Below are 13323 nucleotides of genomic sequence, written 5' to 3' on the forward strand. Positions count from 1 at the left end.
GAATTTTTACCTTCCGCCACTTATGCTGCGCCTGCATCGGAACAGCAAGAAGTCCGTCGCACACCCGGCAGAGCAACAGGAAATCCGCCGCCATGTTCAAGCACCGCGTCAAACGCTCGGCTTTTTCCAGCGCGCTTGTCACGCTTGAACTGATCTATCATTCGGTGGTGCGCAGCGTCCGATCAAAACACAACAATGCACTGATCGCGATTGGCCTGAACATGCTTCAGGTCATTGTTTTCGTTCTGGTTTTCTACATCATGTTCACCGTGCTGAAAATGCGCAGCTCGGCCGTGCGGGGTGATTTCCTGCTCTATGTGATGTCAGGCATCTTTCTGTTCATGTGCCACGTCAAGGCGGTTGGCGCCGTCGCCGGGGCCGAGGGGCCGACCAGCGGAATGTTGCAACACGCGCCGCTGAATACGGCGATCACAATATCTTCGGCCGCGCTGGGCGTGCTGTATATTCAGGTGCTGACGATGTTCGTGATCCTGTTCGGCTATCACGTCGCGGTCACGCCGATCACCATAGACCAACCCGCCGCCGCCATGGGAATGGTGCTGCTCAGCTGGTTCACCGGCTGCGCGGTCGGGCTGTGTTTCATGGCGTTGAAACCCTGGGCCCCGGCGGCGACAGGCGTCGCGTCGACCATCTATCAGCGCGCCAACATGATCGCCTCGGGCAAGATGTTTCTGGCGAATTCGCTGCCGGGGTTCATGCTGCCAATCTTTGACTGGAACCCGCTGTTTCACACCATCGACCAGTCGCGCGGGTTCGTCTTTGTCAACTACAACCCGCATTTTTCCCACTGGCCCTATGCGCTGTGGGTTGGCATGGCGCTGACGATGGTGGGTCTGATGGGCGAATTCTATACCCGCCGCCATGCCTCGCGCAGCTGGGGCGCCCGCCGGTAGTTACGTCACCACCCGCAGCGTCAGGTTCAGCCGCCCGCCATTCGACAACAACTGGGAGGACCCGAACCGGATACGGTCCACCCCGTGATGCACCAGCCGCGCCGCGCCGCCCAGTACCACCACATCGCCGGAATTCAGCCAAATCGATTCGGTGCCGCCGCCACGTTCCACATTCCCGATGCGGAACAGGCCATCATCGCCCAGCGAAACGGAAACAACGGGGTGGTCGAAACTGGCTTCGTCCTTGTCTTGATGCAGCCCCATTCGCGCGCCTTCGCCGTAGAAATTGACAAGACAGCATTCGGGCGCGCGCGGACAATCGGCCAGATCCTCCCATATCGCCATGATCTCTGGCGGGATCGGGGGCCAGTCGGTGCCAGAGGGGTGGTGGGGAACATAGCGATAGCCGCGCCGGTCGGAATACCAGCCGAACCGCCCCGCCGCCGTCATCTGAACCGACATCGGCCGCCCCCGCGCGGTGACCGGCGTGAACGGCGGCGCGGCGCGCGCAATCTCGCGCACGGCGTTCAATATGGCGCGCTGCTGTTCCCCATCCAGATAGCCGCGAAACACGTGAACGCCTCTGATCGTCAGCATGTTCATGGGTCGATTGTGCCCTTGTTCAACCAGTTGCCTAAAATCCGAGCCGTTTCTCTGCCCACCGCACGCAGGAATGGTTGCAGGCCGATTTTCCGCTCCCTATATACGCCGAGACGCAGGAACAGGCCCAGCCTGAGCCTGCAGAGCAATCGGGGCAGGGATGCCGTAACGGGTTCATGCCTCGGGTTATCGCCTTAACGTACAGAAGGGATCAAACATGGGTAAAGTAATCGGGATCGACCTCGGGACCACCAACAGCTGCATCGCCATCATGGACGGCAGCCAACCCCGCGTGATCGAAAACTCGGAAGGGGCGCGCACGACTCCGTCGATTGTCGCCTTCACGGATGACGAGCGCCTTGTCGGGCAGCCGGCCAAACGCCAGGCCGTCACTAACCCCGACAACACGATTTTCGGTGTCAAGCGGCTGATCGGCCGCCGCAACGACGACGCCGATCTTGCCAAGGACAAGAAAAACCTGCCGTTCAACGTGATCGACGGCGGCAACGGTGACGCATGGGTCGAAGCCAAGGGCGAAAAATACAGCCCCTCGCAGATTTCCGCGTTCATCCTGGGCAAGATGAAGGAAACCGCCGAAAGCTATCTGGGCGAGGAAGTGACCCAGGCCGTGATTACCGTTCCGGCCTACTTCAACGACGCCCAGCGCCAAGCCACCAAGGACGCCGGCAAGATCGCCGGTCTGGAAGTGCTGCGCATCATCAACGAACCGACCGCCGCCGCGCTGGCCTATGGTCTCGACAAGGAAAACACGCAGACCATCGCCGTTTATGACCTTGGCGGCGGGACGTTCGACGTGACCATCCTTGAAATCGACGATGGCCTGTTCGAGGTGAAGTCGACCAATGGCGACACCTTCCTGGGTGGTGAAGATTTCGACATGCGGATCGTCAACTACCTGGCGGACGAGTTCAAGAAAGAGCACCAGGTCGACCTGACCAAGGACAAGATGGCGCTTCAGCGTCTGAAAGAAGCTGCTGAAAAGGCTAAGATCGAACTGTCGAGCTCGAGCCAGACCGAAATCAACCAGCCGTTCATCTCGATGGGGTCGAACGGGCAGCCGCTGCACATGGTGATGAAGCTGACCCGCGCCAAGCTGGAAAGCCTGGTGGGCGACCTTATCAAGGCATCGCTGAAACCCTGCCAGGCCGCGCTGAAGGATGCCGGTATCTCAGCCTCGGACATCGACGAAGTCGTGCTGGTCGGCGGGATGACCCGTATGCCGAAGGTCGTCGAAGAGGTGACCAAGTTCTTCGGGAAAGAGCCGCACAAGGGCGTCAACCCCGATGAGGTGGTCGCCATGGGTGCCGCGATTCAGGCCGGCGTTCTGCAAGGCGACGTGAAAGACGTCGTTCTGCTCGACGTGACGCCGCTGAGCCTTGGTATCGAAACGCTGGGTGGCGTGTTCACCCGACTGATCGACCGCAACACCACGATCCCGACCAAGAAGTCGCAGATCTTCTCGACCGCGGAAGACCACCAAAGCGCCGTGACCATCCGGGTGTTCCAGGGTGAACGCGAAATGGCCGCCGACAACAAGATCCTCGGCCAGTTCAACCTTGAAAACATCCCCCCGGCCCCGCGCGGGATGCCGCAGATCGAAGTGACGTTCGACATTGACGCCAACGGCATCGTGTCGGTCAGCGCCAAGGACAAGGGCACTGGCAAGGAACAGAAGATCACGATCCAGGCGTCGGGCGGTCTGTCGGACGATGATATCGAACGCATGGTCAAGGACGCCGAAGAAAACGCCGAGTCCGACAAGGCACGGCGCGAGCTTGTGGATGCGAAGAACCAAGCCGAAAGCCTGATCCATTCGACCGAAAAGTCGATGGAAGAGCATTCCGACAAGGTCGATCCGACGACGATCGAAGCCATCGAACTGGCAATCGCCGCGCTGAAGGACGAGCTGGAAACCGAGAATGCCGACAAGATCAAGTCGGGCATCCAGAACGTCACCGAAGCGGCGATGAAGCTGGGCGAAGCCATCTATAAGGCCAGCCAGGACGAGGGCGAAGACGAGCCCAAAGGCGCCGACATGGGTGGATCCGACGACGACATCGTGGATGCGGATTTCGAAGATCTGGATGACAACAAGCGTGCGTAAGGCTTAAAAACCGGAGCCATTTTTGGGCCGGCCCGGTGTGGGTCGGCCCAATGTGTTCCGGGAGAGAGGTAAAACGATGTCAAAGCGTGACTTCTATGATGTGCTTGGCGTTGCCAAATCCGCCTCGGCAGATGAAATCAAGAAAGCCTATCGCAAGAAGGCCAAGGAACTTCATCCCGACCGCAACGCCGACAATCCCGAAGCAGAGGCACAGTTCAAGGAAGCCAATGCCGCCTACGAAGTCCTGAAGGACGCCGAAAAAAAGGCGGCCTATGACCGCTTTGGTCATGCGGCGTTCGACGGAGGCATGGGTGGCGGCGGTGGTGCCCGTCCCGGTCAGGGATATGGCGGCGGCGATTTCTCGTCCGCCTTCTCGGATGTCTTCGACGATCTGTTCGGCGATTTCATGGGCGGCCGCCAAGGTGGCGGAGGCGGCGGACGACGCGCCGCGCGTGGCGCCGACCTGCGCTACAACCTACGCATCTCGCTCGACGAAGCCTTCTCCGGGATGCAGAAAACCATCAACGTGCCCACTGCTGTGGCCTGTTCGTCCTGCAACGGGTCGGGCGCCGAAGGCGGGGCCGAGCCGACGACATGCCCCACCTGTTCTGGCATGGGTAAGGTGCGGGCACAGCAAGGTTTCTTTACCGTCGAGCGGACCTGCCCCACCTGTTCGGGGCTTGGGCAGATCATCAAGAACCCCTGCAAATCCTGCGGCGGCCAAGGCCGGGTCGAAAAGAACCGTGCTTTGAACGTGAACATCCCTGCCGGGGTGGAAACCGGAACGCGCATTCGCCTGGCCGGCGAAGGCGAAGCCGGTATGCGCGGTGGCCCACCGGGCGATCTGTACATCTTTGTCGAGGTCGGGCCGCATGACCTGTTCGAGCGTGACGGCGTAAACCTGTATTGCCGCGTGCCTGTCAGCATGGCCAAAGCCGCGCTGGGCGGCGCGATCGAAGTTCCTACGATAGATGGCGGGCGCGGGCGTGTGCAGATTCCTGCTGGCAGCCAGTCTGGTCGTCAGATGCGTCTGCGGGGTAAAGGTATGCCTCCTCTGCGCGGCACCGGCAATGGCGATATGTATATCGAGCTGGCCGTTGAAACGCCGGTAAACCTGTCAAGCCGACAAAAAGAGCTCTTGAAGGAATTCGAGGACCTGGGCGAAGATAACAACCCGGAATCCAAGTCCTTTTTCTCGTCCGTGAAATCCTTCTGGGACGGCATGAAGGGTTGAAAACACTTGCTGGCGGGCCGCTGCATGGCCCGCCGGAATTCACGGGCGATCAGTGCTGAATTAACCCATAATTCACCAATCTGGCCGACGCTGGGCCCATGTCTACGGATCGCTCTTTTCACGAATCGATGGGGTCGCTGTTTGAAAGCGACGAAGCCCCCGCTAGTCCTGTCGGGACCGGGCCTTTGCCCTCATATATCACGGATCATCGCGCCCGGCTTCGGGCGCGCTTCATGGCCGGCGGGGCCAAGGCCATCCCCGATTATGAACTTCTGGAGCTGGTGCTGTTCCGCTCGATCCCGCGCCGGGACGTCAAGCCGCTGGCGCGCAACCTGCTGGACGAATTCGGCGATTTTAATCGCGTGCTGACAGCGTCGCCCGAGCGTCTTGCCAAGATTAACGGAATTGGCGATCAGACAATTGTTGACCTTAAGATCGTCGAGGCCGCAACACATCGCATGGCGCGATCCCGCGTGCTGAAACAGCATGTGATTTCCAGTTGGGATGCCGTTCTGGATTATTGCCACACCACCATGGCGCATCGCGAAACGGAAGAGTTTCGCGTGCTGTTCCTTGACCGCAAGAACGTGCTGATCGCGGATGAAGAGCAAGCCAAAGGCACAGTGGATCACGTGCCAGTCTACCCACGCGAGGTGGCAAAACGCGCGCTGGAACTGAACGCCTGCGCCATTATTCTCGTGCACAACCACCCCTCGGGCGATCCAACCCCGTCAGAGGCCGATATCGCCATGACCGCGCAGGTACAGGCGGCCTGTACTGCGCTGGGGCTGACGCTGCACGATCACCTGATTATCGGGAAATCCCGCGAACTCAGCTTTCGCTCGGAGGGATTGATTTAGCCCGCCCTATTCGACCCATACTTCGACACGGCGATTGATCTTGCGGCCCCATTCGCTGTCGTCGCAGGCCATCGGCAGCGCCTCGCCAAAGGCTTCGGTTTCCAGGGCGGGCGCGGTGTCGCCCATGGCGCCGGCCATCTCTCGCACCGCGTCGCGCACATGCCGGGCGCGGGCGGCAGCGATGCGCCGGTTCGAAGCGGCCGCACCGTCACCATCGCTGAACCCGACAAACACCAATCGCCGGGCGCCGACGGCGCCGGTTTCCAACAGATCGGCCAAATACTCTACATTGGCCCGCGATTGCGCATCCGGCCGCGACGAACCCGGTTCGAACCGGAACGACAGCGACAATCGCCGCAAGGGTGCCAGAAAGGCTGTCATCTCGCGCAGGTCATCCAGCGTCGTTTCCTGCCCCGCCGCCAAAATCGCATGGGCAAATCGCGCGCCCTGCGCATCTATCGGCATCTCTTCGGGGGCCTGATCGACGAATCCCGCGCGCCGGATCACGTTCTGCGCCATCGGGCCGCGCAGATATTTCAGGAATTCACGCCCTTCCTTTGGCAACCGCCGGGCCGGCAGGTACAGAAACACGGGCGACGTCAGGGGGTAATCTTCGGTCTTGATGCTGCGACGGCTGGGCGAAATCGCAAAGCCGCAGCCACCCGACAAAGGCAACACCCGCGCATCTCCGGTTTCGGCAAAGCTGGCCACGCCAATGCCGAAGGGATCGCGCGTGACGGCCCGCACCATATCGGCATTCAACCGATGCCGCTGTATTGTTTCGGCCAAAGCAAGCCCGCCGGGCGCCAGCACATAGTCTTCGACCGCCTGCGACAGGCCCGATCCTTGGGCTGGCATGTGCACGGAAATCGGCGCATCCGGTCCGCCAACCTCTGCCCAGTTCGTCAGGTCACCCGAATAAACGCGCGCAAGATCTGCCGCCGAAATCCGCCGGACAGGATTATCAGGCGCAACGATCGGCACCACCGCGTCCAGCGCCAAGACCCGATGCGGAATTGTGCCATCGGGGCCAGTAAGCCCGGCCTCTTTCGCGAGCAACAGTTCGGTCGGGCGGATTTCACGCAAGGCCATCGCAATATCGGCCTCGTTGGCCAAGAGATCGGCAAAGCCTTCGTCGGTATTGGTCACGCGAAAACGCAGTCGCGCGCGCGGGTCTTGGGTGGTCCGGTCAATCAACTCGATCAACTGGTGCGACTCGTCGGTCTGACTGGCGCGGGTATCATATCCATTGCGCAGCGCGAAGCCTTCGACCAGCGCGGGCATCAACACGCGCGCGATGGTGGAGGACCCGGAAAAGTCGATCTCGGCCACGAAATCAGACAGGCTGGGGCAGCCTGGCCCGTCGCACAGCACGCCCGACCCGTCCAGCGTCAGCTCTCCGAATTTGGTCTCGACGCGATAGAATTCGCCGTCATAGCCCAGCAGGGTCCCGGTGATTTCCACCGCACCGTCACGCGAAGTCAGCGTGATGTCCTGCGCGCGGGCCAGCGGCCCGAAAAGAAACAGAAAAAGTGCGGCGAATATCGCCGCACGATGCCAGATCATGGTGATGCCGTACCGTATCAGGTCAGTTCGCGGCGATCTTCAGATCATCCAGCAGATTATTCAACACCAGAAAGTCGCCCTTTGCGTCACAATCGGGAACCGAAAGAACCAGATCGCGGGTGCGCGGGGCCGACTCCGCGCCACGCGGTGTGATCGATTGCGCGGCGATATCGCGACCGCAGTTCGCCTCTGTCACTTCGGCTTCGACGGTCAGCGCAACTGTGCCCGACTCGACCGCGCGTGAGGCGGGGAAGGTATACACCTCGGCCAGCCGCGGGTTCAGCGTGTCGGGATCGCCCAGCCGCACAACGCTGCCCCCAACCGGGCCGTCAGACTCGGCGTGCCCGGTCCAGACATGGCGGCCCGATCCGTAGTCTGCCTCGTATTCGCGGGCGTGAATTTGAAGCCCGGTCTCGCCGGTCCATTGCAGCGCCACGCGGTCATAGTCGCTCAGGCTGGGCACTTCGGCTGAGGCAACGGCGCCTCCGGTCGGGGTTTCGACGATGAAGATCGCATCGCTGTTCAGCGCCGGGACAGTCACGCTCGCCGCGCCGGTCGTGTCCGTGGCAAGGGTAAACATCATGCCGCTGTGGTGCACGGTGATCCTGTCGTTTCGATTGCAAGGCGCAGCAATGTCCAGCGCCACACTGGCCGGTTCGACGGTAGAAGCCGCCACAGAGACAGTGCAATCGGCCGGCAGAGCGAGCGGTTGAGGCTCGATGACCATCGGCTCTTCCGCCGCATCCATCGCCGCAATGTCAGCAGGTGCCGATGCCAGAATGATCTGCGACAGGTCCAGAGGTTCCGCCGTAACAGCTGGCTGAGGCGCCAGCATGACCGACGCCGCCATCCGGCCAGTCGTTTCCGGCCCCCCGGTACGTTGCATGAAGTACCCGACGCCCAGCGCGCAGCTAAGCGTGGCAACGCTGGTTGCGATCAATCTGGTCTTGGGCATCTCATTCTCCGGCGATGTGGCGAGCATCCCAGAGCTTGCAGGCAATCGCGGCCAAGGTGTGGCCGCGATGCGGAGTCATTCAGGCGCAACGCCCTGACTGGTCACATCAGGTCAGGCGACCTTACCGTGGCAATGTTTAAATTTCTTGCCACTGCCACAGGGGCAGGGATCGTTGCGGCTGGGGTTGCCCCAGGTTGCGGGGTCGTTTTCGTCGAACCCCGCTGTTGCTTCGCCCGTCGGTGCAGGCTCGGGCTGCGCGGGGGCGGCCGTTTGCCCCTGCTGGGCAAGATAGTCTTCCATCATCTTGCGCTGTTCGTCCTCGGACGGCAGGCGCAGGCTTGACAGGGTTTGCGTGACGGTCAGGCGCAGGCTGTCGAGCATGTTTTCAAACAGCGCAAAGCCTTCGTTCTTGTATTCGTTCAGCGGATCGCGCTGCGCATAGCCGCGGAAGCCAACGACCGAGCGCAGATGCTCCAGCGTCAGCAGGTGTTCACGCCACTTGCTGTCGATGCTTTGCAGCAGCACCTGCTTTTCGATGTTGCGCATGTTGTCGGGGCCGAACTCGCTGGCCTTCTTGGCCATATGTTCGTCCGACGCCTTGACCAGCCGTTCGCGGATCGCTTCGTCGTCCACACCATCCTCGGCGGCCCAATCGATCACCGGCACATCCATGCCCAGCTTTTCGATCACCTGCGCATACAGCCCGTGGGTATCCCACTGTTCCGCGTAGGATTTTGCCGGAATATGTTCGTCCACCAGATCGTCGATCACCTGATGGCGCATGTCAGCGGCGATTTCGGCCAGATCCTCTGCTTCCATGATTTCGCGACGCTGCGCAAAGATCACCTTGCGCTGGTCGTTCATCACGTCGTCGAATTTCAGCAACTGCTTGCGGATGTCGAAGTTGCGGCCTTCAACCTTCGCCTGCGCGCGTTCCAGCGATTTGTTGACCCAAGGGTGAACGATCGCCTCGCCTTCTTTCAGGCCCAGCGTTTTCAACACCTTGTCGAGCCGTTCTGACCCGAAGATGCGCATCAGGTCGTCTTCGAGGCTGAGGAAGAACGCCGTGCGCCCCGGGTCGCCCTGACGGCCCGAACGGCCGCGCAGCTGGTTGTCGATCCGGCGGCTTTCGTGCCGTTCCGAGGCCAGAACGCACAGACCACCGGCCTCTTTCACCTTGCGGTTCTCTTCGGCGTGGCGCGCGGTTTCATCTTTTCGGACCTGTTCCGGGTCGGCGTCGGGGTTCGCTTCCAGCGCCTCGAGCACCTTGGATTCGACGTTGCCGCCCAGCTGAATGTCGGTGCCGCGCCCGGCCATGTTGGTGGCGATGGTCACAGCGCCCAGCTTGCCCGCATCAGCGACGATATTGGCTTCCTGTTCGTGCTGGCGTGCGTTCAGAACGTTATGTGCGATGCCTTCGGCGGTCAGCATCTGGCTAAGCATTTCCGATTTCTCAATCGAGGTGGTGCCCACCAGAACCGGCTGGCCCTTGGCATGGGCGGCTTTCACCTCTTCGATCATCGCAAGGTATTTCTCGCGCGCGGTGCGGTACACCTGATCGTCTTCGTCTACCCGGGCAATCGGTACGTTGGTCGGAATCTCGACCACGCCAAGGCCATAGATTTCCTGGAATTCTTCGGCCTCGGTGGTGGCGGTGCCAGTCATCCCGGCCAGCTTTTCATAGAGGCGGAAGTAGTTCTGGAAGGTGATCGACGCCATCGTGACGTTCTCGGGCTTGATATCAACGCCTTCCTTCGCCTCGATTGCCTGATGCAGCCCGTCCGACAGGCGGCGCCCGGCCATCATGCGGCCCGTGAATTCGTCAACCAGCACGACCTCGCCGTTGCGAACCATGTAATCCTTGTCTTTCAGGAACAGCTTGTGCGCCCGCAGACCCTGGTTCACGTGGTGAACGATCGTGGTGCTTTCGGGATCGTACAGCGTCTGGCCTTCTTCGAGGAAACCGCGCGCGTGCAACTGGTCTTCCAGGTATTCATTGCCCTCGTCGGTGAACGTCACCTGACGCGACTTTTCGTCGATGGTGAAATGTTCTTCTGTCAGAGACGGGATCAGAGCGTCAATCGCCTGGTACAGATCGGACCGGTCGGTCGCCATGCCGGAAATCACCAGCGGGGTCCGCGCCTCGTCGATCAGGATGCTGTCGACTTCGTCCACGATGGCAAAGAAATGCTGTTTCTGGTGCACCTGCGCCAGATCCGATTTCATGTTGTCGCGCAGGTAATCGAACCCGAATTCATTGTTCGTGCCATAGGTGATGTCGCTGGTATAGGCGGCCATCTTTTCTTCGGGCGGCTGCTCGGAATAGATCACACCGCTGGACAGCCCCAAGGCCGCGAAAACCTTGCCCATCCATTCAGAGTCGCGGCGGGCGAGGTATTCGTTGACCGTTACCACATGCACGCCCTTGCCCGGCAGCGCGTTCAGATAGGCGGCGAAGGTCGCCGTCAGCGTCTTGCCTTCACCCGTCTTCTGCTCGGCGATATTGCCGCGGTGCAGGAAGATCGCGCCCATCAGCTGCGTATCAAACGCGCGCAGGCCTAGGGCCCGCTTGGCGGCTTCGCGGCAGTTGGCAAAAGCCTCAGGCAGCAGATCGTCAAGGCTGTCGCCCTGCATCGCGCGCTTGGCCAGCTCTTCCGTCTTGGCCTTCAGCCCGGCATCGTCCAGCTTGGCGAATTCGTCTTCCAGATCGTTGATCTGTGCAACCAGAGGGCGGACTGCCTTGATCATTCGGTCGTTCGGTGTGCCGAACACCTTTTTTGCAAGTGTTCCGATACCCAGCATGCTCTCTCCAGCCGATCTGACGTTTTCGTGGTTGTCGCAGGCTTGCCCGCCTGTCACGCTCCCCATAGATACGGGGGTGAACGACGGCCCTGCCAAGGCCACACCGCGATGTAAGGGGCAGGGTTTAGAGTGTCAACGGCGCGCCCGGTCGCGCGCCCAGAATAGGAAGATTTCCATGCCCAAAGGTCTCACTTTTGCGACAACGCTGGCGTTTGCCGCCGTGATGGCGCTGCCGCAGCTCGCCATTGCCGAACCCGATGCGGATACCTTGGTGGCCCGTGTCAACAATCAGGATATCACGCTGGGCCATGTCATCGTGGCCACGGCCACGCTGCCGCAACAGTACCGCCAGCTGCCGCCGGACGTGCTGTACAACGCGGTGGTTGATCAGCTGATCCAGCAAACCGCGCTGTCCGATGCCTATCAAGGCAACCCCCCGCGCCATGTTCAACTGTCGCTGGACAACGAACGCCGCTCGCTGATTGCCGCCGCCGAGATCGAAAATATCATGGCCGACGCGGTGACCGACGCCGATATCAAGGCCGCATATGATGCGAAATACGCCGACGGCTTTGGCGGCGACGAATTCAACGCCTCGCATATCCTTGTCGAAACCGAAGACGAGGCAAACGCGATCAAGGACGAACTGGACGCAGGCGCCGATTTCGCCACCGTCGCCAAGGAAAAATCGACAGGTCCCTCGGGCCCCAACGGGGGAGAACTGGGTTGGTTCGGTATGGGCGCGATGGTCCCCGAGTTTGAAACCGCCGTTGTCGCGCTGGAGCCCGAAACCGTCTCCGACCCGGTGCAGACGCAATTCGGCTGGCATGTGATCCGCCTGAATGAAAAGCGCAAATCCGAAGCCCCCGCTCTGGATGAGGTGCAGGGCCAGCTGGGCGAAGAACTGCGCAAGCAGGCCGTGCAGGACCGGGTCGAACTGCTGACGCGCGAAGCCACGATTGAACGCCCCGAGGTCGAAGGCTTGTCGCCTGAAATCATCAACAACCTTGATCTGATTCGGAACTGATAGATGGGCAAAACTCTGGCTGTGTCTCCGCTGGCTCCGGCCAGCTTTCCCGAGCTACCGGTGATTTCGGGCGTGCGCTTTGCCAGCGCCGAGGCCGGCGTGCGCTATAAGAACCGCACCGATGTGATGCTGGCAGTGCTTGCGCCCGGCAGCACGGTGGCGGGCGTGTTCACGCGCTCGGCCACGCGGTCGGCACCGGTTTTGGATTGCCAGTCCAAACTGGCGGCGGGCGGCGGCGCCAGCGATGCCGGCGCCGCGATCCTTGTGAATTCGGGCAATTCCAACGCCTTCACCGGCGCGCGCGGGCAAACCTCGGTCGCCGAGCTGTGCATGGCTGCCGAAAAGGCCACCGGCGTTCCGCAGTCCCGAATCTTCACCGCCTCCACCGGCGTGATCGGCGAACCGCTGCCACATGAGCGCATCGTCGCCAAGCTGGACGAGCTGACGGGCAACCTGAGCGAAGATGCGATCAAGGGCTCGGCCCGCGCGATCATGACCACAGACACCTTCCCCAAGGGCGCGTGCAAATCGGTCACGATCGATGGCAAGACGGTTCAGATCGCGGGCATCGCCAAGGGATCGGGCATGATCGCGCCCGATATGGCGACGATGCTGGTCTACATCTTCACCGATGCCGTGGTCGAACAGGGCGCGCTGCAATCGATGCTGTCGTCGTTGACCGACCGCACCTTCAACTGCATCACGGTGGACAGCGACACCTCGACCTCGGACAGCCTGATGCTGGCCGCTACGGGGGCCTCGGGCGTTGATGCCAGCAACAGCGATGCCTTCCGCACCGCCTTGTCGGACGTGATGCTGGACCTTGCACACCAGGTGGTGCGCGACGGCGAAGGCGCTACGAAATTCGTGGAAATCCGCGTGACAGGCGCGGCCAGCGATGCCGATGCCAAGGTGCACGGGCTGGCCATCGCGAACTCTCCGCTGGTGAAAACTGCCATCGCCGGCGAAGATCCGAACTGGGGCCGTGTTGTCATGGCCATCGGCAAATCCGGCGCCGCGGCTGACCGTGATCTGCTGTCAATCTGGTTCGGCGATGTGTTGGTGGCCGAAAAAGGCTGGGTCAGTCCCGACTATAAAGAAGCCGACGGCGCCGCCCACATGAAGGGGCAAGATCTGGTGATTCGTGTCGATCTGGGCCTAGGCGATGGCGCTTCTACTGTCTGGACCTGCGATCTGACCCACGGTTACATCGACATCAACGCCGACTACCGGTCGTGAG

Annotated in this window: 10 protein-coding genes; 6 read left to right on the plus strand and 4 right to left on the minus strand. The window is 61.3% G+C overall.

Translation table 11 applies throughout. The features are described 5' to 3' along the window. Positions 1 to 92 precede the first annotated feature (92 nt). Positions 93 to 914 carry an ABC transporter permease gene (locus tag FGK64_RS18170; protein WP_138865268.1) on the plus strand — a complete coding sequence of 274 codons (822 nt, stop codon included), beginning with the start codon at positions 93 to 95 and terminating at the stop codon, positions 912 to 914. Here FGK64_RS18170 and FGK64_RS18175 read toward each other — a convergent pair whose 3' ends face one another. Continuing rightward, entirely contained in the window at positions 915 to 1511 is a 597-nt protein-coding gene (locus FGK64_RS18175) for an alpha-ketoglutarate-dependent dioxygenase AlkB family protein (RefSeq protein WP_246057819.1), read from the minus strand. 220 nt (positions 1512 to 1731) lie between these two features. Here FGK64_RS18175 and dnaK point away from each other — a divergent pair, with 220 nt between their 5' ends. From dnaK to radC, 3 genes are all read left to right on the plus strand, one after another. Further along, entirely contained in the window at positions 1732 to 3639 is a 1908-nt protein-coding gene (gene dnaK / locus FGK64_RS18180) for a molecular chaperone DnaK (protein WP_138865270.1), read from the plus strand. 76 nt (positions 3640 to 3715) lie between these two features. Continuing rightward, a complete protein-coding gene (gene dnaJ, locus FGK64_RS18185) occupies positions 3716 to 4873 on the plus strand; it encodes a molecular chaperone DnaJ (protein WP_138865271.1) in 1158 nt (385 codons plus the stop codon). Positions 4874 to 4971: 98 nt separating this feature from the next. Beyond that, positions 4972 to 5733: a RadC family protein gene (gene radC, locus FGK64_RS18190; protein ID WP_138865272.1), complete on the plus strand. Its 762-nt coding sequence runs from the start codon at positions 4972 to 4974 to the stop codon at positions 5731 to 5733. Between the two features lie 6 nt (positions 5734 to 5739). On the opposite strand, the gene FGK64_RS18195 is transcribed toward radC, so the two are convergent. The 3 genes from FGK64_RS18195 to secA all read right to left on the minus strand — a co-directional run bounded on the left by FGK64_RS18195 (position 5740) and on the right by secA (position 11056). After that, positions 5740 to 7299, minus strand: coding sequence for a substrate-binding domain-containing protein (locus FGK64_RS18195; RefSeq protein WP_138865273.1), 1560 nt, complete (start codon positions 7297 to 7299; stop codon positions 5740 to 5742). Positions 7300 to 7321: 22 nt separating this feature from the next. Further along, positions 7322 to 8254, minus strand: coding sequence for a hypothetical protein (locus FGK64_RS18200; RefSeq protein ID WP_138865274.1), 933 nt, complete (start codon positions 8252 to 8254; stop codon positions 7322 to 7324). A 111-nt stretch (positions 8255 to 8365) separates the two neighbouring features. Next, complete coding sequence (secA, locus tag FGK64_RS18205; protein WP_138865275.1) at positions 8366 to 11056, minus strand: preprotein translocase subunit SecA; 2691 nt, start codon at positions 11054 to 11056, stop codon at positions 8366 to 8368. Between the two features lie 175 nt (positions 11057 to 11231). On the opposite strand from secA, the gene FGK64_RS18210 reads away from it, so the two are divergent. Next, entirely contained in the window at positions 11232 to 12083 is an 852-nt protein-coding gene (locus tag FGK64_RS18210; RefSeq protein ID WP_138865276.1) for a peptidylprolyl isomerase, read from the plus strand. Positions 12084 to 12086: 3 nt separating this feature from the next. Further along, complete coding sequence (gene argJ / locus FGK64_RS18215; protein WP_138865277.1) at positions 12087 to 13322, plus strand: bifunctional glutamate N-acetyltransferase/amino-acid acetyltransferase ArgJ; 1236 nt, start codon at positions 12087 to 12089, stop codon at positions 13320 to 13322. Position 13323: the final 1 nt, after the last annotated feature.

The sequence above is a fragment of the Arenibacterium halophilum genome (genome assembly GCF_005938225.1).
GTDB classification, from domain to species: Bacteria; Pseudomonadota; Alphaproteobacteria; order Rhodobacterales; family Rhodobacteraceae; genus Arenibacterium; species Arenibacterium halophilum.

Bases quoted from the DNA above. Each gene is read 5' to 3' on its own strand.
- FGK64_RS18170 (WP_138865268.1), top strand. From the start codon at position 93: ATGTTCAAGCACCGCGTCAAACGCTCGGCTTTTTCCAGCGCGCTTGTC.
- FGK64_RS18175 (WP_246057819.1), bottom strand. From the start codon at position 1,511: ATGCTGACGATCAGAGGCGTTCACGTGTTTCGCGGCTATCTGGATGGG.
- dnaK (WP_138865270.1), top strand. From the start codon at position 1,732: ATGGGTAAAGTAATCGGGATCGACCTCGGGACCACCAACAGCTGCATC.
- dnaJ (WP_138865271.1), top strand. From the start codon at position 3,716: ATGTCAAAGCGTGACTTCTATGATGTGCTTGGCGTTGCCAAATCCGCC.
- radC (WP_138865272.1), top strand. From the start codon at position 4,972: ATGTCTACGGATCGCTCTTTTCACGAATCGATGGGGTCGCTGTTTGAA.
- FGK64_RS18195 (WP_138865273.1), bottom strand. From the start codon at position 7,299: ATGATCTGGCATCGTGCGGCGATATTCGCCGCACTTTTTCTGTTTCTT.
- FGK64_RS18200 (WP_138865274.1), bottom strand. From the start codon at position 8,254: ATGCCCAAGACCAGATTGATCGCAACCAGCGTTGCCACGCTTAGCTGC.
- secA (WP_138865275.1), bottom strand. From the start codon at position 11,056: ATGCTGGGTATCGGAACACTTGCAAAAAAGGTGTTCGGCACACCGAAC.
- FGK64_RS18210 (WP_138865276.1), top strand. From the start codon at position 11,232: ATGCCCAAAGGTCTCACTTTTGCGACAACGCTGGCGTTTGCCGCCGTG.
- argJ (WP_138865277.1), top strand. From the start codon at position 12,087: ATGGGCAAAACTCTGGCTGTGTCTCCGCTGGCTCCGGCCAGCTTTCCC.